Here is a 23,096-nt window from a genome sequence, read left to right as displayed (position 1 = left end):
ATAAAGTCCCCTTTAATTATTTGTTTGGTATTTTTATGCTTGCGCCAACTGCGTTGCAATGATAAAAATAAGCCTCATTGGACACACACACAAGAAAACAGATGCAAACTATTCGCTTAATTACACTAAACCTAAACCTCTTACTGCTGTGGCAAGTGAGCGGGGATTAGTGTGTTTGCATTGAGCTAAACATTAAAAACCCCGCAACCGCGGGGTTTTTTTATCTCGCAGCAGGGATAAATCGAAATTTGGGTAATACAGGAATTGAGGGGCAGTTATGCAACAGCAAGATAAAGTATGGATTTTTGATACCACCTTACGTGATGGTGAGCAGGCACTAAAAGCAAGCCTAACAGAAGACGATAAAGTTCAACTGGCGCATACCATTAGCCGCTTAAATGTGGATGTCATAGAAGTGGGGTTTCCGGTGTCGAGCCCAGCTGACTTTCGCTCAGTGCAACGTATTGCCACCGAGGTTAAAGGCCCTATTATTTGTGGCTTAGCTCGCTCGGTTGCCAAAGATATCGAGGCCTGTGGCGATGCGCTGCGCGCTGCACAGCAAAGCCGTATTCATACTTTTATTGCCACCAGCCCGCTTCATCTTGAACATAAGTTGCGTATGAGTCTTGATGATGCCACTGCAATGGCTGTTAAATCTATTAAATTAGCGCGTAACTATACCGATGATGTTGAGTTTTCGTGTGAAGATGCTGGGCGTACACCGCATTGGGATTTATGCAAAATTGTTGAGCAAGCAATTAACGCCGGTGCATCAACAATTAATTTGCCAGATACAGTCGGTTTTGTAACTCCAGATGAATACGCGGCAATGATCCGTCATTTAATGAATAACGTGCCAAATATAGATAAAGCGCGTTTAAGTGTGCATTGCCACAACGATTTAGGTTTAGCCGTTGCCAACTCCGTGGCCGCAGTGCAAGCCGGTGCACGCCAAATTGAATGCACCATTAATGGTATAGGTGAGCGTGCGGGGAACTGTTCACTTGAAGAAGTGGCAATGATCATGAAAATGCGTAAAGACCACTTAAACGTATATACCGACATAAAAAGCGAAGAAATTTATCGCGCCTCTCGCCAGGTAGCCAAAATTTGTAATATGCCGGTACAGCCAAATAAAGCGATTGTTGGCGAAAATGCGTTTGCTCACAGCTCAGGTATTCATCAAGACGGTGTATTAAAAGCGCAAAACACGTATGAAATTATGTCACCAGAAAGTGTTGGCGTACCAAGTAACCAATTAAATATGACCTCACGTTCAGGCCGTCATGTTATAGAACACCGCTTAGAAGAATTAGGCTATCAAAAATCAGATTACGACATGGATAGCTTATACCAAAGTTTCGTTGCGCTGGCTGACCAAAAAGGCACAGTATACGACTACGACCTAGAGGCCATGATTTACTTTAATCAAATTAACGACAAAGACGAAAAGTACCAGTTAGAGTTTGTTAACTCTGCGTCTAATTCACAATCGGTGGCCAGCTCAACCATAGGCTTGCTGATTGATGGCGAAGCAAAACAAGAAGCCGCAACAGGTAATGGTCCAGTTGAAGCTTCGTTTGCTGCTATTGAGCGCTTAACAGGTATGAGTGTTGAAATGATTGAATACAATTTAGAGGCCACCGGCCAAGGCGCCAGCTCATTAGGGCAAGTTAATATTATTGCTAAATATGATGGTCGTCCTTACCACGGTGCCGGTATTGCGGCCGATGTGGTCGAAGCCTCAGTACGGGCTATGGTTCGGGTTTATAACTTAATTTATCGAGCACAAAAAGTGTCTGATTTAAAACAACAAAGGAAAGCAGGATGAGTAAAACACATTACAGCGTTGCCGTATTAGCAGGCGACGGTATTGGCCCAGAAGTTATGGCAGCTGCAGAGCAAGTACTTGACGCAGTCAGTGATAAATTTGGTTTTACTCTGAACCGTGAGCATCACGCGATTGGCGGCGCAGCCATTGATGAATTTGGCAAAGCACTTCCTGATACAACTTTAAAAGCCTGTGAAAACGCCGATGCTATTTTATTTGGCTCCGTGGGCGGCCCTAAGTGGGAGCATTTACCACCGAATGACCAACCAGAGCGCGCGTCATTGTTACCACTGCGAAAGCACTTTGGTTTGTTTTGTAACTTACGCCCTGCTCAATTGTTACCCGCATTAAGCGCTGCATCACCACTACGTGCTGATATTAGCGAAAAAGGCTTTGATATTTTGTGTGTGCGCGAGCTAACGGGTGGTATTTATTTTGGTGAGAAAGGCCGCAGTGGCGAAGGGGCAGAAGAAACCGCATTTGATACGCAAACTTATTCACGCAAAGAAATAGAGCGCATTGCACGTTTTGCTTTTGAGGCCGCTAAATTGCGCAGCAATCATGTGACCTCGGTTGATAAAGCCAATGTTTTAGCATCAAGCGTTTTATGGCGCGAAGTGGTAACCGAAGTGAGTAAAGACTTTCCAGAAGTGAGCTTAGATTACATTTATGTAGATAACGCAGCGATGCAGCTAGTTAAACAACCTAGCCAATTTGATGTATTGCTGTGCGATAACTTATTTGGTGACATTTTATCGGACGAATGCGCGATGATCACCGGCTCTATGGGGTTATTACCTTCGGCTAGCTTAAATCAATCAGGCTTTGGCTTGTATGAGCCCGCGGGTGGTTCAGCGCCTGATATCGCCGGGAAAGGGGTGGCAAACCCTATTGCACAAATTTTAAGTGCCGCATTAATGTTACGTTATTCGTTAGGACAAGATGAAGCGGCGCGCACTATTGAAAAAGCAGTCGCAGAGGCGGTTGAAGCAGGAGTGGGGACGCCTGATATTTATCCGCAGGGCGGCTATACCACCAACGATGTTGCAGCAGCCATCGTTTCACGTATTTAATTATTAAAGCCACAGCACCGTTAGCCTGTGGCTCAATCAGATCAGGGAGTTAGCAAGTGGCCCAAACCTTATACAATAAAATTTGGCAAGCACACACGGTTGCCAGCATTAATGAGCAAACCGATTTACTTTATATTGACCGTCATTTAGTACATGAGGTGACGTCACCACAAGCATTTGCAGGTTTACGTGAAAAAAATCGTAAAGTGCGCTGTCCAGAAAAAACCATTGCCACCATGGATCATAATGTTTCAACTAAAAGCCGTTCATTAGATGCAGCCAGCGAAGTCTCTAAAAATCAACTAATGGCACTGGATGCAAACTGCAAAGAATTTGGCATTTTGCTGTACGACTTAAATTCAGTAAACCAAGGCATAGTGCATGTTATTGGCCCTGAGCAGGGGATTACTTTACCAGGTACCACTATAGTCTGCGGCGATAGTCATACTTCAACGCATGGTGCGTTTGGTGCCTTGGCACATGGTATTGGTACCTCAGAGGTTGAGCATGTATTAGCTACGCAAACACTACAGCAAAAAAAGGCGAAGTCGTTAAAAATTCAAATTAACGGTGTATTACGCCCTACAGTAACAGCTAAAGATTTAATTATGGCGGTTATTGGTAAGCTAGGCACTGCTGGTGGCACTGGCTATGTGGCTGAATTTTGTGGTGAAGGCATAGAAGCTCTATCAATGGAAGCCCGTATGACATTGTGTAACATGAGCATTGAAATGGGTGCCAAGGCAGGTTTAATTGCCCCAGATAAAATCACTTACGAGTACTTAAAAGGCCGCCCGTTTGCACCCAAAGGTGCTGATTTTGATGCCGCTGTTGCCTACTGGGAAACTTTAAAAACGGATGATGGTGCTCATTTTGATTTAGAAGTAGAGTTAGATGCAGGCAGTATTCAACCGCAAGTTACTTGGGGGACTAATCCAGAGCAAGTGATTGGCGTTGATGAATGTATTCCAGATCCAGATAAAGAAACCGATTTAATTAAAGCCGATGCAATTCGCAGTGCGCTTAAATATATGGGCTTAAAAGCGGGCGATAAACTATCAAGCGCCAAAGTAGACACGGTATTTATTGGCTCATGCACCAACAGCCGCATTGAAGATTTACGCGCTGCAGCAAAAATTGTTGAAGGTAAACAGGTTTTAGCTGGTATTGAAGCGCTGATTGTTCCAGGCTCAGGCTTAGTTAAGCAGCAAGCTGAAGATGAAGGCTTAGCCGATATTTTTAAAGCTGCAGGGTTTGAATGGCGTGAGCCAGGTTGTTCTATGTGTTTAGCAATGAATGACGACCGTTTAGGTGCAGGTAAACGCTGTGCATCTACATCTAACCGTAATTTTGAAGGACGCCAAGGTCGAGGTGGGCGTACACACTTAGTGAGCCCAGCAATGGCTGCAGCGGCAGCAATACATGGCCACTTTGTTGATATTAGAGGAGAAGCTTAATGAGCACTTATTTTAGCGGCTTAATGGCCCCACTAGATAAAAACAACGTCGATACCGACCAAATTATTCCTAAGCAGTTTTTAACTTCAACCAGCCGTGACGGATTTGATGCGGCCTTGTTTTACGATTGGCGTTATTTAGATAATGGCGAGGCAAACCCTGATTTTATTTTGAACCGACCCTGCTATCAAGGCGCGCAAATACTACTAACCCGTGACAACTTTGGCTGTGGTTCATCACGTGAACACGCCCCATGGGCGCTTAAACAATACGGTTTTGAAGTGATTTTGGCTGAAAGTTTTGCTGATATTTTCTTTAATAACTGTGGCAATAACCAAATGCTTGCCATTGCACTGCCAGCGCAAATATTAGAAGACTTATTTGTGTTAAGTGAGCAGCATGACGATATTCACATTGATGTGGATTTAGAAAACCAGCAATTGCGCAGCAATAAATTTGCGCCAATCAGCTTTGATATTCGCAAAGACGTGAAAGAGCGTTTATTAAGTGGCTTAGACTTTATCGGTGTAACCGAGACCCTGAATCCGCAAATTGATGCGTTTGAAGCAAAACTTGCCGCTGAGCGTCCTTGGCAATAGTGGCTTAAAAGTTATTAAATAATGAAACGCGGCATAAGCCGCGTTTTTCATTGCTGTCAGATGCTGTTCATCGTGATTACTGTCTTTGTGTTTGTTTAAACGCTAAGCTAATTTTTTACATGTTTAGGGATACATTATGAAATTATTAACAGCTGCAGCACTAATGCTTGCATCAACCGCTGCAATAGCACGCCCAGCGCCTTTAGTATCAATTCCAAGCCATGATGGCTTTTTTGATAATATTGCTGCCCATTGTGGTAAAGCTTTTGAAGGTAAAGTAACGGTTGATAATGCCACAGGACCGAGTTCATTTGCCGATAAAAAGTTAGTTATGCATGTGCGTAAGTGTAATGAACGTGAGCTACAAGTGCCGTTTCATGTGGGTGATGACGCCTCACGTACGTGGATCATTTCTAAAACGGGCAGTGGGTTGAGTCTAAAGCACGATCATCGCCATAAAGATGGCAGTGATGATGTGTCTACTATGTATGGCGGTCATACTTTGGATGCGGGTTTTACTAATATGCAATCATTCCCTGCTGACCAGTATTCAAAAGAGTTATTTGTTAGCCAAGGCATACCGCAATCGGTAGGCAATACATGGCAAATGTATATTTACCCTGAACAGTTCACTTATCGACTTATTCGCCAAGGTCGCGAATTCCGTGTGGATTTTGATTTAACTAAACCTATCACACCACCGGCTGCGCCGTGGGGGTATAGCGTTAACTAAACTCAGCTTCAGTAAAACCACTGGCTGTTTTAATACTCAGTGGTTTACTGAAAAGTAACGAGGAGTTATTTTTTTGAGGTTTTTTCTGCAGGTATTTCACACTGCACAAATACACTCAGTGGTGGCTGATAAGCGCGTGGCTTAGTTGGAAAACGTTCATACTCTTGCACACCTTCGGTTACTTTTAACATAAAAGGATTATCGCGACATAAACGGTTTGCGTGGCGCAATAAAAAAACACTTTGGTTTTTAAAGTGCGGGTAGTCGTCAGACTGTATTTCTAGGTGGTAGTTGTTAGTGTCTATTTGCGTTTGCTTATAATGCACCTTTTCATCAAAGTCATAAAGTCGCTGCATTTCAGCTTGCTCTGCCGACACACTCAAACACCCTGTTAATAAACCCCAGCTAATAATTCCATGTATGTAATGATTGGCTTTTCTGCTCATAAACCTTTAACTCCATCTTGATATTGGGTAGTGTGATCAGCATATCAATTACACCCGTTATGATATAAGTCTAACACCCAAAAAGGGGAAATGTGATGTTCAAACAAATTAAACAGCTTTTTTCGAGTATTGATCAGCAAGATTATGATATTGAACAACATGATTTAAAAACAGCGGTTGCCGCATTATTAATTGAGGTAATGCGAGCGGATAACGACTTACAGGCAGATGAACAACATACGTTAAGTCTGACATTAAAAAAATATTTTGATTTAACTGATGAAGCAGTAGATGAGTTAACCGAGCAAGCAAGTGCAAGCTTAGATGACGCCATTGATTATTTTCAATTTTCAAAGCAAATTAATAATCAATGTAGTGCACAGCAGCGCATTGAAATAGTTGAACTGCTTTGGCGCTTAGCGTACGCAGACGGTGAACTTGATCCACAAGAAGAATACGTTATTCGTCGCGTTGCAAACTTGTTGTATGTTACCCATGAAGACTTTATTGCTGCAAAGCTTGCAGCAACAAAGTTATAGCCACTGCTTATTTTAGCTTACTTGCTACGCTAACTAACTGCTGTGCAAGGCCGGCCACTTTTTCAGCGGTAGCGGGGTCGTTAATACGGCCGTTTTCGTCTAATAAAGTATGAATAGCCGGTACTGCCAGTTGGTTAGCTAATACTAAGCTGCCAATGCCTGATAAAATATCACGCACATGATTTAAACCACGTAAGCCGCCAAGCCCACCTGGTGACGCTGCATATAACGCGGTTACTTTATTTGCAAATGCTGGCTCTGCGCCTTGTTCGGTTCGCGATGCCCAATCAATGGCATTTTTTAACACCGCAGTAATAGAGCCATTATATTCTGGGCTAGCCAATAAAATACCATCGGCTGTGCGTAGCTTGTCTTTTAATTGTTGTACGCCGGCAGGTGTGCCTTGTGCCTCGAGATCTTCATCAAACATAGGTATGGCTAAGTCTGCAAGTTTAATCACTTCCACTTCAGCGCCACCTTCTAAAGCAAAACGCGCTGCTTCATTAATAAGTTTTTGATTGAAGCTGTCTTTACGTAAGCTACCTGCTAGGGCAATAATTTTTGGTGTAGTCATGAGCTGATCCTAATGTTGATTGTGTATAGCAGTGACTTTAACAAATAATTACTTGCAGAAAAGCCAAATAAACGCAAAACTTATGTGCGTATATGCACAACTTGAAAAGTGGTTACCATGGCAATTCAATTTGATGATTGGCAAGATCTTAAGGTTGCTTATGAAGTGGCGCGTTTAGGCACTTTAACTGCAGCAGCCGAAGCGCTAGATGTTCATCACAGTACAGTGCTCAGGCGAATAAATAACTTAGAGAAAAGCTTAAATGCGCGATTATTCCATCGCCATGCTCGTGGCTACAAAGTCACAGAGATTGGCGCTAAGTTATTTACCACAGCACAAGCAATTAATGGTGAGCTAGAGCGCTTACATAACGATATAATTGCTGCAGATAGCACCTTACAAGGTAGTTTGTTACTTACCACTGTGAGTGGCTTTATTGATGTATTAAGTGAGGTATGCGAGCAGTTTCAAACCTTGCATCCGCAAGTGCAATTACAAGTGATTATGGATCAAAAGCGTTTGCGTTTAGACCATGGCCAAGCGCATATCGCTGTAAGAGCAGGGCCCAGACCGGATGAAGGTGATTATATTGCTCAGCATTTAGCGGCACTCTCGTCAGGGTTTTATGCTTCAAAACACTACATAAATCGTTATGGCTTGCCACAAACGTTAGCACAACTTTCGCTGCATAATTTTGTATCAGGAGTTGCTGGTTATAATGGCAAAGTGCCTTATTTTGCATGGGTTGATGAAAATATTCCTCCGTCGCAAGTTAAACTTAGAGTATCAGAAACCTCAGAGGCCACTCGCGCCATCGTTAAGGGGCTAGGGATTGGCGGATTACAGCATGATGTTGCAGCGCAATACCCTGATTTAGTCCCTGTATTACCTAACGAACTAAGTTGGCCTACTGACTTATGGTTAGTGACGCATCATTTAGTGCATCGTACTGCGAAAGTGCAAGCGTTTAGTCAGTTATTAAAAACTTATTTTAAGCAGCGTAAATTAAGTTAAGTATTAGATTGATTTTTTAACTGAAATACCTAAGCGCTTGGCTAGCCGCGTTAAGTTAGCGCGGTCGACCTGCAAACTACGGGCTGTGCTTGCCCAGTTATAATTATGCTGTTGAAGTTGCTGTATAATAAGTTGCTGAGTGTAAGTATCGGTGGCTTGCTTTAACGAAATGTTGTTTGCCAAAGGTGTGGTTGCAAGCTGGTTTGAGTGTTCAAGTGCAAAAGTATTAATAGCGCTTAAATTTAGCTCACAATGCTCTGGCTCAATAGTAATAATTGGTTGTTGCCATTGATACTGTTTAGCTTTTAATGCGGCGCGATTAATAACATGTTCCAGCTCTCTTACATTGCCAGGCCAGTCATATTTTTTAAGCAGTAATTGCGTTTCAATGCTGAGTTTTAACTGTTTAATGGCAAGCTTTCGAGCTGTTTTTTCCAAAAAATAACCGGCTAATAAAATAACATCTTCATCACGGGCTTTTAACGGCGCAACACTCAGCGGGTACACACTTAGGCGGTGGTATAAGTCGGCGCGAAATCGTCCCTGTTCAACTTCGTGTTTTAAGTCACGGTTAGTGGCTGCAATCACTCTAACATCAACATATTTAAGTTCATCTTCACCAACGGTTTGTACTTCGCCACTTTGCAGTACCCGTAGTAATTTACTTTGCATTGCCAGTGGTAGCTCGCCTATTTCATCCAAAAATAAGGTACCGCCATCGGCTAATTGAAACTTACCTTGGCGAGCATTTTGCGCACCCGTAAAGGCGCCTTTTGCATGGCCAAAAAATTCACTTTCGGCGAGGTTTTCAGGCAGAGACGCACAGTTTAAATGAATTAATGGCTGATCTTTACGTGCTGAATGCAAGTGAATATTACGCGCCACCAATTCTTTGCCAACCCCAGTATCACCTAAAATAAGGACACTAAAGTTTGATGCCGCAACTAGTTTTATCTCATTTTTAAGCGTTTGTATTACTGGGCTTTGGCCAATAATTTCACCACCATCACGTTTAAGTGCCTCACGGTTTAACGCTTGTACTAATTCACTTGAGTGCTGCGCATGTTGTTTGTAATGGGCAAGCTCTAGGGCGGTTTTAAAGTGCGCACTGCACAAGGTTTGTAAGGTGTTGAGTGTATCAGCGGTAATGCCGTCAAACGCATCAGCGTTTAGGCTATCAAAGGTCAGAATACCAAGCAGCGAATCTTTATCGTAAAGCGGTAAACCTAAGCAGGCATGCACTGGAATATCACCGGTTTTAGCTAGTAGTAAGCCGTCATATGGGTCTGGAAGCGGGCAGTCATGTGCAAATTGCAGTGTCAAGCGGTGATTACAAATAGCATCAAGACGAGGATGCTCTGCAATATTAAAACGCCTGCCTAAGCTATCAGGCATTAAACCTTTAATCGCTAAAGGCTTTAATTGCTCGCCTTGGCGAATTAACAAGGCGCTAGCATCACTTGGAATAACACGTTCAACCGTGGCTAAAAGTTGCTCGAAACTGTGCGCATGTAAGGTGCTTTGTGCAAGCTCTAAGGCAACTTGAGTCAGGTTGAGTTGTTGGTTCATGTCAAAATGACCTATTAGTGTATTTTATTGGTTTTTATAGTAGGTCATTAAGACTCTTTTTGTAAAGTGAAATTAAATAATGCATTGAATTTAAAGTGTTTATTTAATTGGCATGGTCTGTGTAATGACAAAATAACGAAAGCAGTTATTGGGGTTGTTATGGGCAGTACTTTCTTAGAGCATGTTAATTATTCAGTGGAGTCTAATTCTCTGTATTACCGTTTGCTATCTCATGCAAATAAGGTGCTATGTATTAGCGTATTTGGGGTGTTGATTACGCTGTTAATAAGTTATCCCTATGCAGGCTATTTTTCGATACCGGTACAAATTTTTGCACACATTAGCACGATTGTCCTCGCGGCTATTGTCAAAGTGAGTTACGTACTGCGCTGTGTGGCGCAGCACGGGCTGGGGCAGGAGGTGCGCTAATGAAGCCCATAAACTTAGCCGAACCTATGCCAGCGCAGGTCGCATTTCATCAGGTATCACAATGGTCATTATGGATGTTGGCATTTAGACCCTTTTTTTTAGCTGGTGGATCACTAGCGTGTTTGTCTGTGGGTTATTGGTTACTTATTTTAAGTGGCGATGCACAGTGGTATTTAGTTATGCCTGCTAATTTGTGGCATGCACATGAAATGTTATTTGGTTTTGCGGGCGTGGTTGTGGCTGGCTTTTTACTTACTGCAGCACAAACATGGACCGGTGTTGCAAGTATTAATGGTAAACCATTGATGTGGCTTAGCTTAGTGTGGCTTAGTGCACGGCTTAGTTTTTTTGTAGTGATACCTAGCATTGCCCAGTTTAATGTTTATGCGGTACTGATTTTACAAGTTGTTTGGTGGCTCTCGGTAATCATAGTGTTAGCCAACATGCTGATAAAGGCGAGCAGTAAACGCAACTACTTGTTTTTATTTATTCTTTCATTTTTATGTACGCTCAATATGCTGTACTTAATATTGCTGCTAAAAAACCAAATGCAGCTAGCGCTGGCGATGGTTGATACCGCAGTACTGGTTATAAGCTTGTTGGTGGGAGTTGTGGCTGGGCGTGTATTACCTTTTTTTACCGCCAAAGGGCTGGGCTTATCTAAGCAGGTACGCACACCAAACATAGATAAAGCTATTTTATACTTATCGGTATTGGCGATAGCATTATTTTTTATTAGCAAATTATTTTTTACTGTAATTAACCCGGCACTAGTTGTGATGAGTGCAGCGTTTTTGCATTTAGTGCGCAGTGTTTGCTGGTGGAATAAGCAAGTGCTAAAAGTCCCATTATTATGGTCGTTACACTTTGCCTATTTAGCCTTAGGTATAGGTTTAATGTTAGTGGCAATCAGTTTTTATAGCAGTGCAATACTGTTTAAAGACGCACTGCATTTTATCACTATTGGTGGTATCGGCATGATGATTTTAGCCATGATGATACGAGTATCACTGGGGCATACCGGTCGCTCACTTACTATTCCGCGTTTTATGAACCTTGCGTTTGCATTGGTGTTTAGTGCTGCAATTATTCGTGCTTTTCTCCCGCCTTTTATTGGGCCACACCTAGCTTGGCAGCTTAGCGCTGTGCTTTGGTTACTGGCTTTTTTATTATTTTTAATTCACTGCACACCTATATTAACGCGGCGTCGTGTTGATGGGCGTCGTGGTTAGTTCACCCATAGGAAACCAAAATGTTATCTGAAAAAACTATTAAGATTGTAAAAAGTACAGTTCCATTGCTTGCAGAAGCGGGCACAGTCGTCACCGATCATTTTTATAAGCGCATGTTTAGCCATAACCCGGAACTTAAACATATTTTTAATATGACTAATCAAGAAACGGGTCGTCAGCAATTTGCATTATTTAATGCCTTGGCTGCATATGCGCAAAATATTGATAATTTAGCCGTGTTAAAAGAGGCATTAGCAAGAATTAACCATAAGCATACCAGCTTGAATATTTTACCCGAGCATTACCCTATTGTAGGGGCGCATTTGATCGGCACACTTAAAGAGCTTATTCCTGATCAGTTTACAGCTGATGTTGAATACGCATGGCGAGAAGCTTATAACCTATTGGCTGATATTTGTATTACCGAAGAAGCAGCGTTGTATGCACACAGTAAAAATAATCAGGGTGGCTGGGTAGGTACACGGAAGTTTGAAATTACTCATAAACATGTTGAGTCTGAATTTGTAACCAGCTTTATCCTCACACCTGTAGACGGTAAAGCTGTTATTTCCCACAAGCCAGGACAATATCTTGGCATTAAAGTTAAGCCTGAGGGGGCAGAATATGAAGAGATCCGCCAGTATTCTATTTCGCAAAAGAGCAATGCTAAAAACTATCGTATTAGCGTTAAAAAAGAGTGCCAACCACAGCCTGGCGTGGTGTCTAACTATTTACACTCACTAGAGCAGGGCGCACTAGTAGAGCTATACCCACCAGCAGGTGATTTCTTTTTGAAAGATGCAACAAGCCCCGTTGTGCTTATTTCTGCAGGTGTTGGCCAAACCCCAATGATGGCTATGCTGCAAACGCTATTGAGCGACAATACTAATCAAGCGATTAGTTACTTACACGCGTGTGAAAATAGCCTTGAGTATTCATTTAAAGACTACCTAGCTCAGCAAACGGCTATGTATCCACAACTAAAAACCTTAACCTGGTTTAATCAAGGTGGTGGGGGATGTGATTACACAGGGCTTATGGATTTATCTGTGCTTGAGGCATCACTGCCTATTAGTGAGGGTGTATTTTATTTGTGTGGACCAGCTTCGTTCATGGCTTATGTAAAAGGCCAACTACTTGATTTAGGTGTACAGAGCTCGAATATTCATTACGAAATATTTGGACCACACCAAGCATTATAAACATAAGTTTACAGCTTTTTACTGTCGGTGTTTGCGGCATAAGCTTGTTGTTGCCACGCATTAAACAGCTTTTGTTGTTTATTTGATATTTTTAAACCATAAGTTTTTTGCATGTAAGCGTATGCATCGGCAATACGTTTACGTGCATAAACCGGCGGTTCAATAACGCGTTGTTTAAAATTAACCTTAACCTCACAGCGACCATATTGATTAGCATTTTGGGCTAACATGCCAAAGCGATAGTTTGAACGATCAGCGTTAATTTCACCGATTGCGGGAGCTAAATTGTTAATATCAGCTTCCATCATGCGAAACTTTGCACTTACTTTACGGCAATTTTTGCGTCCACCATTTTGCCAGCATTGTAACTGATGACCAAACTCCCAAGCGGGTACAATATGTTCCCATTCTATTCGTAGAGCGCGTTGATTCACGTTACCTGAGCGGGTAAATGTGTTGCGTGGCACATAACCACAATGGGTTGCATCGGGTACTAACTTTTTGCCTTTACGTTTTATGTCGCAACCACAATAGATACTTTTTGCATCCGTTGGTAAGGTTTTAATTAAGTGTTTTTTAGCACTGGAAAAACGAGTAAATTGCTCAGCATTTAGATTAAAGCTGACAACGCAAAGCAATAACGCAAAAATAAAATGCGGCATATCCTATCACTTTAGTGAACTACAGGAGCCGCGATTTTAGAGTGAATAACCTAAATGGTAAATCAGTTTTAAACCGAATCCACTTAAAAACTCAGGATAGCTGACGTTTTCTTGTTCTGAATCGGATGTTTTGCAGTAATAAAATAAAACCAGTAAAGCTAAAAAACACACTGCTGGCAGCAAAACTAATAAGTAACGGGTTGTTAAAATCCTCGCGCTCATCGTAATCCATAATATGTAGCATCCAAAAGAAGTCAAACACTCGCCAAATATTACTGCGAACTGTAATGAACTCGCCGTTATCAGCATTAAAATATAAGCTGGTGCTAAGCATATCGTTAAAATTAACCTGCCAAATATTTTCTTTAAACCCGGCTTCTCTAAAACTGGTTGCCAGCTTTTTTGTGCTTATAACGTTTGCTTTAATTAAAAGGTGAGCCTGGGCATTAGCGATGATTTGTGCCTTGCTTGGTGGTGGGAGTGGGTTGCCGGTTACACCATTAAAACTATAGATTTTACTTGCTGTAGTTACCGTAATTACTGGGGTATTTAAAAAGTGACTATAATTAATTTGTTGGGGTTGTGGTGTATTTGCAATAATTTTATCAAGTGAGGCTGTGTAATCGGCTTGGCTGAAAGGGTTTTCTAGTTGGCGGTTTGCAAGGTGTTTACCGTGTACTTTTTCAAGTGGCATGGCGCTCATAAATAAACCGCCAAGCAGCCATGCAAAAATTTGTATTACTAAAAAGTAGCCTAGCCATTTATGCAGCTTACGGGCTGTTTTAAAAATGCGTTTGTTCATTCGCTTACTCATTATTATTATTTTTTGTGCAAGGCACCTAATGGAGCTAGCTGCCATTAGGTTAATAGCTGTATTAACCGTTACTTTAATACTTGCAGCTTAATAAAGGAATTAAATAAATTATAAGCTGTTGATTTGGTATAAATGCAAAATTAGGTTAAAGTTTGCGGTGAAATTTAAGTGGGGTAACACAACTGTATGTCGGAAATTCAATTTTTAAATGTAGATCTAGAGCTTGAGTCAAAGCAAGATATTAGCGTATTAGTTGCTGATTTAAAAAAGGTCGCAACCATTTTACATTATGATAAAGACGAATACCGCCAACTGGCACGCATCGAAGTAGCTGGTGAAATAACCACACCCGATAAAGCAATTAATCATTTGTGTGAGTTAATCGAGTCGTGTTCACGCAATGCATTAAAGCAATGGTTAAGCTGTTCTCGCAGAACGTTTGATATGGGGTTTGAGTCGGGTACGTCGCCAAAATGTTTCAATCAGGCCTTGCATGCAGATACCTTGTTACGCATATCTGCAATTGGCGCAGGCATAGAAGTTACTATTTACCCTCTGGAAAAGTAATTTAACCTTTTCGCTCGACTACGGCTGCGGTCATTCTTGATACGCAGCAAAGCTCATTGCGGCTATTGGTTATTTTAATATCCCAAACCGAGCTGCGTTTACCTATATGATAAGCCCTTGCGGTAGCGGTTAATGTGCCGTTGCGTGACGCTTTTAAGTGGCTTGCGCTGATCTCTTGCCCAACACAATAAAATCGACTGAAATCAACCACAAAGTTAGCGGCATAACTTGCTACTGTTTCAGCAAGCACGACATTGGCACCACCATGCACTATACCCATTGGATTATGGTGCTCAGGTATGGCTGGCATAGTGGCGACTAAGTAGTCATCACCAATTTCACTGATTTCAATTCCCATGGTCTTCATGAGCGTGCCTTGGCCAGTGATCCCTTGATCTAATTGCTTACAAAACTCTAATGTAATTGGTTGGTGCCAAATACTCATGCTAGCTCCTTGGATAAGTAATTGAGAATTAATATGATAATGCGCTGCTAATAATTACATTTATTATTGCGGTTTTAAAGCATCTTATTGTTTAGCCATCATGACTTATAAGGTATTAATTTATATTTGCGATTTTTAAATAACTGTATATACTCACAGTTAATTGTACTGTATGGAAAACCAGTTGTATGCGACCATTAACAAAACGCCAAGCGCAAATACTCGAACTTATCAAAGTGTTTATTAAAGACACTGGTATGCCTCCTACACGTGCCGAAATTGCACAAACACTGGGTTTTAAAAGTGCAAATGCTGCAGAAGAACACTTAAAAGCACTGGCTAAAAAAGGTGTAATTAAAATGAAGCCGGGTGCGAGTCGCGGCATTCAGCTTGTTGAAGAAGAAGAGCCAGAGCAATTAGGCTTGCCTTTAATTGGTCGGGTTGCTGCGGGTGAGCCAATATTGGCGCAACAGCATGTTGAAAGCCACTGTAAAATTGACCCTTTAATGTTTAAACCTGCGGCCGATTTTTTACTGCGTGTTAACGGCATGAGTATGAAAGATATTGGTATTATGGATGGCGACTTACTCGCTGTACATAAAACTCAAGTGGCTGAAAATGGTCAGGTTATTGTTGCTCGAGTGGATGATGATGTTACGGTTAAACGCCTAGAAAAAGCCGGCAGAAAAGTATTACTGCATGCTGAAAATGACGAGTTTTCGGCCATTGAAGTCGACTTGGAAAATGAATCTTTCAATATTGAAGGCTTAGCGGTAGGTGTTATTCGTAACGCTGACTGGATGTGATAGTTAAGCATAACTAGCGCTTAATATTAATTAGGCGCTGATTTTACTTGTATTATTTTTTATGGTGCTGCTTGTTAATCGCTTTTGTTATTGTAAATAACATCGCTAAATACTTATATATAAATAAATTTATCCTAATTATTTTTAAATCATAAAATTTTATATTTTTTCCGCTGTTATTCAAGCTACCCCTTACCACCCCTGACTCTTAGGTTAACTAACTCATTAGTGACTACTTTTTTGCTGCACTTTTTTAAGTAACCCCTTGTTTATTTTTCATACTCACCTTGCTTATTGTTTATTTTTTAACTAGTTATTAAAGAGCTGGAATAAAAATAACTCACAGCGTAGTCGTTTTGAGCACACACATTTAATAACTCCAGCACCCTTATAAAAAATAAAAATAACGAATGGGCGTTTAAGTAGTATGTCCCTTCGCTTTGCGTCAGCAATAGCATCAAAGGAGCCGTCACATGGGTAAGCTGAGTTCTTCCTTGTGGCTTATATTGTTAGTTTTTTCGCAAAATGTGCTTGCTAATAGCCAATATAATATGCGTAAAGGCGTAACTGATATAAGTAATAATGTATACCAACTACACATGACTATATTTTTAATATGTTGTGTGATTGGGGTGATCGTGTTTGCCATTATGTTTTGGGCACTCATTCATCATCGCAAATCTAAAGGGGCTGTCCCTGCCCAGTTTCATGAAAGCACCAAAGTAGAAATACTCTGGACTGCTATTCCTTTTGTCATATTAATTGTTATGGCCATTCCTGCGACTAAAACCCTAATTGCCATGGAGGATGCCAGCAAAGCTGATATCACCATAAAAATTACTGGCTCACAATGGAAATGGCATTACGAATATATGGGGGAGGACGTTGAGTTTTATTCTATGTTAGCGACTCCTCAAAATGAAATAACGAATCTTGCCGATAAAAACCCGAACTATTTACTTGAAGTAGATAAGCCGCTGGTGCTACCGATTAATCAAAAAGTACGTTTTTTAATGACCTCAGATGATGTGATTCATTCATGGTGGGTGCCTGATTTTGCTGTTAAAAAAGATGCAAATCCTGGGTTTATCAATGAAACATGGACCAATATTAATGAAGTAGGTACTTACCGCGGGCAGTGTGCAGAGCTGTGTGGTAAAGATCATGGTTTTATGCCTGTTGTGGTAGAAGCAAAAACAGAAGAAGACTTCAAAACGTGGTTGGCAGAAGCTAAACAAGCTAAACAAAAAGCGGCCGCCGAAAGTGCGGCGCTACTTGACCAAGTAGTACCAAAAGAAGAGTTAATGGCACTGGGTGAGCAAGTTTATATGGCGAGCTGTGCTGCGTGTCACCAGCCTACAGGTTTAGGCCTGCCAGGGGTTTTTCCTGCACTTAAAGGCAGTCCAATAGTGGTAGGTGATATTAAAGGTCACATCGATATTTTACTTTATGGTAAGCCTGGTACAGCGATGCAGTCCTTTGCCAAGCAATTATCTATTAAGCAGATAGCAGCCGTTATTACTTATAAACGCAACGCATGGGGTAATGACACCGGAGAGGTAATTCAACCAAGCGAAATACAAGCGGCATTGGATGCTGATGGGGAGGCTAAATAATGAGTAGCATTGCAGAACAACCTAATACCAATGAGGCTCATCATGCCCATCAACCCGCTACTGGCTTTAAACGCTGGTTATTTACAACCAACCATAAAGACATAGGCAGCTTATATTTAATTTTTTCACTCACGATGTTTTTAATTGGTGGAGCAATGGCCATGGTGATCCGTGCTGAGCTATTTCAGCCGGGTTTACAGTTAGTTGATCCACACTTTTTTAACCAAATGACCACAGTACATGGGCTGATCATGGTATTTGGTGCAGTAATGCCTGCATTTACCGGCTTGGCAAACTGGATGATCCCGCTAATGATTGGTGCGCCAGATATGGCATTACCGAGAATGAACAACTGGAGTTTTTGGATTTTACCGTTTGCGTTTTTGATTTTGTTAGCGTCACTGTTTATGCCTGGTGGCGGTCCTGCATTTGGGTGGACCTTTTACGCTCCGCTTTCCACCACTTATAGTAACGACAACACAGCAATGTTTGTGTTTGCGGTGCATATAATGGGTATTAGTTCGATTATGGGAGCCATTAATGTGGTGGTAACCATAGTGAATATGCGCGCCCCTGGAATGACGTGGATGAAGCTACCGTTATTTGTGTGGACATGGCTGATCACGGCTTTTTTACTTATTGCAGTAATGCCGGTACTTGCTGGTGCAGTTACTATGGTACTCACTGATAAATACTTCGCGACCAGCTTCTTTGACGCCGCTGGTGGTGGCGATCCGGTAATGTTCCAGCATATATTTTGGTTTTTTGGTCATCCTGAAGTTTATATTATGATTTTGCCTGCCTTTGGCATTATCTCTACGATTGTTCCTACTTTTTCACGTAAAAAACTATTTGGTTACGCCTCTATGGTGTACGCCACTTCCTCGATTGCCTTGTTGAGCTTTATCGTGTGGGCACATCATATGTTTACCACTGGTATGCCCGTGGCGGGTGAGTTGTTTTTTATGTACGCGACTATGTTGATATCGGTACCTACCGGCGTAAAAGTCTTTAACTGGGTAGCAACTATGTGGCGTGGCTCTATTAGCTTTGAAGTGCCCATGCTGTTTAGTATCGCATTTATTGTGCTGTTTACTTTAGGTGGTTTTTCGGGATTGATGCTGGCTATTACGCCTGCTGATTTTCAATACCACGATACTTACTTTGTGGTTGCACACTTTCATTATGTACTCGTAACGGGCGCGGTATTTTCTATTATGGCAGGGGCTTATTATTGGCTGCCAAAATGGACCGGAAATATGTTCAATATTACCTTGGCAAAATGGCATTTTTGGTTGTCTTTGGTAAGTGTAAATGTGCTGTTTTTCCCAATGCATTTTGTGGGATTAGCCGGTATGCCACGTCGAATTCCAGATTATGCACTGCAGTTTGCTGACTTTAACGCCATTATTAGTATAGGTGGGTTTGCCTTTGGTTTATCGCAATTACTGTTTGTTGTCGTTGTGTATAAATGTGCAAAAGGGGGCGATAAAGTGCCTGCAAAAGTTTGGGATGGAGCTGAAGGGCTTGAATGGGAAGTTGATTCACCAGCGCCTTACCATACGTTCTCAACGCCGCCGGATATTAAATAATGAGTCATCTACCGTTATTAAAAAAGCTGGTGGTTATTTGCATTGCAATGTTTGCTTTTGCATTTGCCATGGTGCCTTTATATGACGTGTTTTGCGATATAACGGGGCTTAATGGTAAGCCCTCGTTAGAGCAAGCACAGCAAAGTACCTTGATTACTGAGAATAGAGAAGTCAGCGTTAGTTTTACCACGCATGCCCAAAGTGGTGCGCCTTTTGAGGTTAAATCTAAAGAATACAGTGTAGATGTAAAACCAGGGGCCATGCGTGAGGTTATGTTTAGCGCTAAAAACAACAGTAATGAAGACAAAGTGATGCAGGCTATCCCCTCGGTAGCACCGGGTAAAGCAGCTAAATATTTACACAAAATAGCGTGTTTTTGCTTTGACCAGCAACCTTTGAAGGCTGGCGAGGAGTTAGAGTTTAAATTACTTTTTTATGTTGATACTGAGTTACCCAGTGATGTGGAGGAGTTAACTCTGTCTTATACCGTATTTGATATTAGCGAGAAGTTAGTAGCCAGTAATAACTAGCTTATAAAACTAGTGAAAAACTAGGAGCAAATGAAATGAATCAAAAATATGAACATTATTATGTACCTGATCAAAGCCCATGGCCAATAGTTGGCGCAGTGGCGCTATTTTTTATCGCGGTAGGGGCAGCCTTAACAGTTATGGATATGGGTAAAGAGGGAGGCAGCGGTATTTACATACTGTATGTGGGTATTGCCGTATTGCTTTATATGCTGTTTAGCTGGTTTAAAAATGTGATTGAAGAGTCGCATCAAGGTTTATATTCTGCCCAAATGGATCGTTCATTCAGGCAAGGTATGAGCTGGTTTATTTTTTCAGAAGTCATGTTTTTTATGGCCTTTTTTGGCGCCCTTTTTTATGCTCGCATGTTCTCTGTACCTTGGCTTGGAGGCGCCGATAACAACGCCATGACTAACGAAGTGTTATGGCCTACCTTTGAGGCTGTGTGGCCGTTGTTAAATACCCCTGGAGGCACCACGACGCAAGCAATGGGCTGGCAAGGGTTACCACTTATAAATACCCTTATTTTATTAGCCTCGTCAGTGACTCTGCATTTTGCTCATGTGGCGATGGAAAATAACAAGCGCACGCCACTTAAGGTGTTTTTAGGCGTAACTATTTTATTGGGAGTATGTTTTTTAGGACTCCAAGTAGAAGAATATATTTATGCTTATAACGACCTTAATTTAACCCTTGATGCAGGAATTTACGGTAATACCTTCTTTTTGTTAACCGGTTTTCACGGTATGCATGTCACCTTAGGTACCATTATTTTATTAATCGTTTTCCTACGGATTTTAAAAGGCCACTTTACAAAAAATAAGCACTTCGCGTTTCAAGCTGCGGCGTGGTACTGGCATTTTGTTGATGTTGTTTGGCTATGTTTGTTTGTTTTTGTATATGTACTGTAGTGGGCAAAGGTGATTGATTTGCCGTAATTAAACCTAGCTTTAGTGCGGCAATTACCATCAGTAATACCACAACAGAAAATAACACTCGACGCCCTAAAAAGTGAGACATGGGGCGTCCATTGGTTTTTCCCGACACCATAATAAATAAAGCACGAAATAAATTAAACAATATAAATAATAACAGTAGAACAATAATAATTTTAATAATCACTGGATTTACCCTTATGCAGTTAGTTGTATTTAACAAACAAAAGCTTAGCTCAATAATCACAGTTTGCCTGGTTGTTATTGTGGTATTAGTTTGCGTGCGTTTAGGGTTTTGGCAATTACAGCGCGCAGATCAAAAGCAACAGCAGCTTAATGCCATTGAAAATATACAACAGCAAGGGGTTATGAGCTGGGCACAGTTGCAACAACTGCCAAAAGAGTGGAATAAAACCGGGGTATTAGTTTCGTTGAGTGGTTATTTTGATACCAATAATTATTGGCTGCTCGATAACCAAATTTATAATGGTCAGGTTGGTTACGACTTACTGGCATTATTAAAATTACCTGATGATTCGCGCTTTTTATTAGTTAATTTAGGCTGGGTAAAAGCAGGCAGTTCAAGAGAAATCCTACCAAACGTGACAATACCTAGTGGTAAATTTTCGTTAACGGCACAAATTAAAGAAGATAACTTAAGTGGCTTTACCTTAGCTAATAGTAATACTCAATCAGATTTAGCTAAACGAATTCAAATCATTGATCTGCAAGCTCTCAGTAGCCAATCCCAGCGACCTTTAGTGGATTATATGGCCTATCGCCAAGGCGGTGAAGATGAGATTGCGGCCCCCCATTATGAAGCTGTTGTGATGAGTCCAGAAAAACATTATGCCTACTCAGTACAGTGGTTTTTAATTGCGATTGCCTGTGTGGTAGTTGCTATTTTTGCAAGCAAGAAGAGGATAGATAATGAAAAATAAACCCCTGTTGCTCTTTGTTGTATGCTGCGCTATCCCTTTAGTGCTGGCTTACAGCGCGTTAAAACTTGATTGGCTACCTACAGCAATTACTAATCATGGCGAATTTTTAGAGCGTGAAATTAAGCTAGACAATTGGCAGCAGCATAATCCAAAACAATGGACTATTGCTTTAAATTATTCAGCACAATGCGAAGAGCCTTGCTCGGAGCAGCTCGCTGCTTTAGATAATTTATATGTTGCCCTTGGCAAAAACCAACACAAAGTAGATATGGCAATAATTGGTGAACCCGAAGCAGCGAAGCCGCATTGGCATATGATTGCTGAACAACAACAATTAAAACCCGCGAGTTTATATTTAATCGACCATATGGGACTGATTGTGCTGGAATATCCATTTAATCCTCAACCACAAGAAAACCGTTTGATACAAAAGGGATTATTGAAAGATCTAAAAAAATTACTTAATTACTCTCGTTCAAGCTAAGTAGAGGCTGCTATGTATAAAAACTATAAAAATTTGGTATTAGCAACGAGTTTATTCGCATTAGTTGTGGTAGCTCTAGGCGCATATACGCGGTTAAGTGACGCAGGGCTTGGTTGCCCCGATTGGCCTGGTTGTTATGGCTTTTTAACCGTACCAAAACATGAAGCTGAGATTGCGCATGCGATTCAAAGCTACCCCGATATGATATTTGAAACAGCAAAGGCATGGAAAGAAATGATTCATCGCTATTTTGCTGGCACGCTCGGAGTATTAATTTTAGTGTTGTTTATTTTGGCTTTTGTAAAACGCCAGTATCCAACTACGCCTGTAAAATTACCGATGCTACTGCTTTTGCTTGTTATTTTTCAGGCCGCGCTTGGCATGTGGACGGTGACTATGAACCTGCAGCCGCTTATTGTGATGGGGCATTTACTCGGAGGGTTTAGTATTTTGGCGTTATTAACGTTGTTGTACTTACGGCTGACTAGCGAGCCAATTACGGGGGGGGACGCAGGTGCAAAACCCCACTTTAAACTAAGCTTGGTGGCGCTCACGGTACTTATTTTACAAATAGCCTTAGGTGGCTGGTTAGCGGCTAATTATGCCGCGCCACATTGTAATGGTTTACCGCTATGTAGCTATGCTCAGCCGTTTTCGCTCAGTAGTGTTTTTCAGCTACCGTTAGAGCACAGCAATTATGAGTTTGGCGTGTTGTCACAACAAGCGCGTATGTCTATTCATTTACTGCATCGTATGTGGGCATTGGTCACTTGTATTGTGTTGGCACTCGTTATGTGGCGAATATACAGCCATGCCTATTCACAAAAAATTAAAAGCTGCACAGTGAGTGTATTGGTAGCGTTATTTTGCCAGATAGCGTTGGGGTTAGCTGTAGTATATTTTCACTTTCCGATCAGTGTTGCGCTGGCGCATAACTTAATGGCTGCCATACTGTTATTAACTATGGTTAGGTTATGTTATTACCTAAAAGTCCGTACCTAAAGGG

The 23,096-nt window shown here is 41.4% G+C and carries 25 protein-coding genes; 18 read left to right on the top strand and 7 right to left on the bottom strand.

The features are described 5' to 3' along the window. Positions 1–277: 277 nt before the first annotated feature. The 5 genes from leuA (at position 278) to P20439_RS07020 (ending at position 5,693) form a co-directional block, all read left to right on the top strand. On the top strand, positions 278–1,831 hold the full coding sequence (gene leuA / locus P20439_RS07040; protein WP_008465618.1) for a 2-isopropylmalate synthase: 1,554 nt from the start codon (positions 278–280) through the stop codon (positions 1,829–1,831). Beyond that, positions 1,828–2,904: a 3-isopropylmalate dehydrogenase gene (gene leuB / locus P20439_RS07035; protein ID WP_008465617.1), complete on the top strand. Its 1,077-nt coding sequence runs from the start codon at positions 1,828–1,830 to the stop codon at positions 2,902–2,904. The genes leuA and leuB overlap by 4 nt, the downstream gene beginning before the upstream one ends. Before the next feature lie 56 nt (positions 2,905–2,960). Continuing rightward, complete coding sequence (gene leuC / locus P20439_RS07030; protein WP_008465616.1) at positions 2,961–4,361, top strand: 3-isopropylmalate dehydratase large subunit; 1,401 nt, start codon at positions 2,961–2,963, stop codon at positions 4,359–4,361. Next, positions 4,361–4,960 carry a 3-isopropylmalate dehydratase small subunit gene (gene leuD, locus P20439_RS07025; RefSeq protein ID WP_008465615.1) on the top strand — a complete coding sequence of 200 codons (600 nt, stop codon included), beginning with the start codon at positions 4,361–4,363 and terminating at the stop codon, positions 4,958–4,960. The genes leuC and leuD overlap by 1 nt, the downstream gene beginning before the upstream one ends. Positions 4,961–5,096: 136 nt before the next feature. Beyond that, positions 5,097–5,693 (top strand): hypothetical protein, encoded by a 597-nt coding sequence (locus tag P20439_RS07020; protein ID WP_008465614.1) that lies wholly within the window; start codon positions 5,097–5,099, stop codon positions 5,691–5,693. Positions 5,694–5,758: 65 nt separating this feature from the next. On the opposite strand, the gene P20439_RS07015 is transcribed toward P20439_RS07020, so the two are convergent. Next, a complete protein-coding gene (locus P20439_RS07015; protein WP_008465612.1) occupies positions 5,759–6,139 on the bottom strand; it encodes a hypothetical protein in 381 nt (126 codons plus the stop codon). Positions 6,140–6,234: 95 nt separating this feature from the next. On the opposite strand from P20439_RS07015, the gene P20439_RS07010 reads away from it, so the two are divergent. Beyond that, positions 6,235–6,678, top strand: coding sequence for a TerB family tellurite resistance protein (locus tag P20439_RS07010; protein WP_008465611.1), 444 nt, complete (start codon positions 6,235–6,237; stop codon positions 6,676–6,678). A gap of 7 nt (positions 6,679–6,685) precedes the next feature. Here P20439_RS07010 and P20439_RS07005 read toward each other — a convergent pair whose 3' ends face one another. Beyond that, a complete protein-coding gene (locus P20439_RS07005) occupies positions 6,686–7,252 on the bottom strand; it encodes an NADPH-dependent FMN reductase (protein WP_008465610.1) in 567 nt (188 codons plus the stop codon). A gap of 117 nt (positions 7,253–7,369) precedes the next feature. On the opposite strand from P20439_RS07005, the gene P20439_RS07000 reads away from it, so the two are divergent. After that, a complete protein-coding gene (locus P20439_RS07000; protein WP_008465609.1) occupies positions 7,370–8,266 on the top strand; it encodes a LysR family transcriptional regulator in 897 nt (298 codons plus the stop codon). 3 nt (positions 8,267–8,269) lie between these two features. Here the strand turns inward: P20439_RS07000 and norR are convergent, their stop codons facing one another. Next, positions 8,270–9,835 carry a nitric oxide reductase transcriptional regulator NorR gene (norR, locus tag P20439_RS06995; RefSeq protein WP_008465608.1) on the bottom strand — a complete coding sequence of 522 codons (1,566 nt, stop codon included), beginning with the start codon at positions 9,833–9,835 and terminating at the stop codon, positions 8,270–8,272. Between the two features lie 428 nt (positions 9,836–10,263). Between norR and P20439_RS06985 the strand changes: the two genes are divergently transcribed. Both P20439_RS06985 and hmpA read left to right on the top strand, forming a co-directional pair. Then, positions 10,264–11,496 carry an NnrS family protein gene (locus tag P20439_RS06985; RefSeq protein ID WP_008465606.1) on the top strand — a complete coding sequence of 411 codons (1,233 nt, stop codon included), beginning with the start codon at positions 10,264–10,266 and terminating at the stop codon, positions 11,494–11,496. Between the two features lie 20 nt (positions 11,497–11,516). Continuing rightward, positions 11,517–12,698, top strand: coding sequence for an NO-inducible flavohemoprotein (hmpA, locus tag P20439_RS06980; RefSeq protein WP_008465605.1), 1,182 nt, complete (start codon positions 11,517–11,519; stop codon positions 12,696–12,698). An 8-nt stretch (positions 12,699–12,706) separates the two neighbouring features. Here hmpA and P20439_RS06975 read toward each other — a convergent pair whose 3' ends face one another. Next, positions 12,707–13,360 (bottom strand): endonuclease, encoded by a 654-nt coding sequence (locus P20439_RS06975; protein ID WP_008465604.1) that lies wholly within the window; start codon positions 13,358–13,360, stop codon positions 12,707–12,709. A gap of 91 nt (positions 13,361–13,451) precedes the next feature. Then, positions 13,452–14,162 (bottom strand): hypothetical protein, encoded by a 711-nt coding sequence (locus P20439_RS06970; protein WP_008114173.1) that lies wholly within the window; start codon positions 14,160–14,162, stop codon positions 13,452–13,454. A 198-nt stretch (positions 14,163–14,360) separates the two neighbouring features. On the opposite strand from P20439_RS06970, the gene P20439_RS06965 reads away from it, so the two are divergent. Continuing rightward, the gene (locus P20439_RS06965) at positions 14,361–14,741 is read left to right on the top strand and encodes a hypothetical protein (protein ID WP_008114170.1); all 381 of its coding nucleotides are present in this window, start codon (positions 14,361–14,363) and stop codon (positions 14,739–14,741) included. A 1-nt stretch (position 14,742) separates the two neighbouring features. On the opposite strand, the gene P20439_RS06960 is transcribed toward P20439_RS06965, so the two are convergent. Continuing rightward, the gene (locus tag P20439_RS06960) at positions 14,743–15,186 is read right to left on the bottom strand and encodes a PaaI family thioesterase (RefSeq protein ID WP_008114168.1); all 444 of its coding nucleotides are present in this window, start codon (positions 15,184–15,186) and stop codon (positions 14,743–14,745) included. A 188-nt stretch (positions 15,187–15,374) separates the two neighbouring features. Here P20439_RS06960 and lexA point away from each other — a divergent pair, with 188 nt between their 5' ends. The 5 genes from lexA to P20439_RS06935 all read left to right on the top strand — a co-directional run bounded on the left by lexA (position 15,375) and on the right by P20439_RS06935 (position 20,641). Continuing rightward, on the top strand, positions 15,375–15,992 hold the full coding sequence (gene lexA, locus P20439_RS06955; protein ID WP_008114166.1) for a transcriptional repressor LexA: 618 nt from the start codon (positions 15,375–15,377) through the stop codon (positions 15,990–15,992). A gap of 473 nt (positions 15,993–16,465) precedes the next feature. Next, entirely contained in the window at positions 16,466–17,608 is a 1,143-nt protein-coding gene (coxB, locus tag P20439_RS06950) for a cytochrome c oxidase subunit II (protein WP_008465602.1), read from the top strand. After that, positions 17,608–19,200 carry a cytochrome c oxidase subunit I gene (ctaD, locus tag P20439_RS06945; RefSeq protein WP_008114160.1) on the top strand — a complete coding sequence of 531 codons (1,593 nt, stop codon included), beginning with the start codon at positions 17,608–17,610 and terminating at the stop codon, positions 19,198–19,200. Before coxB ends, ctaD begins: the two co-directional genes overlap by 1 nt. Beyond that, on the top strand, positions 19,200–19,730 hold the full coding sequence (locus P20439_RS06940) for a cytochrome c oxidase assembly protein (RefSeq protein WP_008114159.1): 531 nt from the start codon (positions 19,200–19,202) through the stop codon (positions 19,728–19,730). Before ctaD ends, P20439_RS06940 begins: the two co-directional genes overlap by 1 nt. Before the next feature lie 35 nt (positions 19,731–19,765). Beyond that, on the top strand, positions 19,766–20,641 hold the full coding sequence (locus tag P20439_RS06935) for a cytochrome c oxidase subunit 3 (protein WP_008465600.1): 876 nt from the start codon (positions 19,766–19,768) through the stop codon (positions 20,639–20,641). On the opposite strand, the gene P20439_RS18175 is transcribed toward P20439_RS06935, so the two are convergent. Then, positions 20,541–20,852 (bottom strand): DUF2909 domain-containing protein, encoded by a 312-nt coding sequence (locus P20439_RS18175; protein WP_083830245.1) that lies wholly within the window; start codon positions 20,850–20,852, stop codon positions 20,541–20,543. The genes P20439_RS06935 and P20439_RS18175 overlap by 101 nt on opposite strands. A gap of 13 nt (positions 20,853–20,865) precedes the next feature. On the opposite strand from P20439_RS18175, the gene P20439_RS06930 reads away from it, so the two are divergent. From P20439_RS06930 to P20439_RS06920, 3 genes are read left to right on the top strand one after another with little or no spacing between them, the layout of a single operon-like run. Further along, positions 20,866–21,606 (top strand): SURF1 family protein, encoded by a 741-nt coding sequence (locus P20439_RS06930; protein WP_008465598.1) that lies wholly within the window; start codon positions 20,866–20,868, stop codon positions 21,604–21,606. Next, positions 21,596–22,090 (top strand): hypothetical protein, encoded by a 495-nt coding sequence (locus P20439_RS06925; protein ID WP_008465597.1) that lies wholly within the window; start codon positions 21,596–21,598, stop codon positions 22,088–22,090. Before P20439_RS06930 ends, P20439_RS06925 begins: the two co-directional genes overlap by 11 nt. A 12-nt stretch (positions 22,091–22,102) precedes the next feature. After that, positions 22,103–23,092, top strand: coding sequence for a heme A synthase (locus P20439_RS06920; protein ID WP_008465595.1), 990 nt, complete (start codon positions 22,103–22,105; stop codon positions 23,090–23,092). Positions 23,093–23,096 lie beyond the last annotated feature (4 nt).

It is taken from the genome of Pseudoalteromonas sp. BSi20439, assembly GCF_000241165.1.
GTDB lineage: Bacteria > Pseudomonadota > Gammaproteobacteria > Enterobacterales > Alteromonadaceae > Pseudoalteromonas.
The sequence above is the reverse complement of the archived record's forward strand: the minus strand, read 5'-3'. Positions and strand labels throughout refer to the sequence as shown.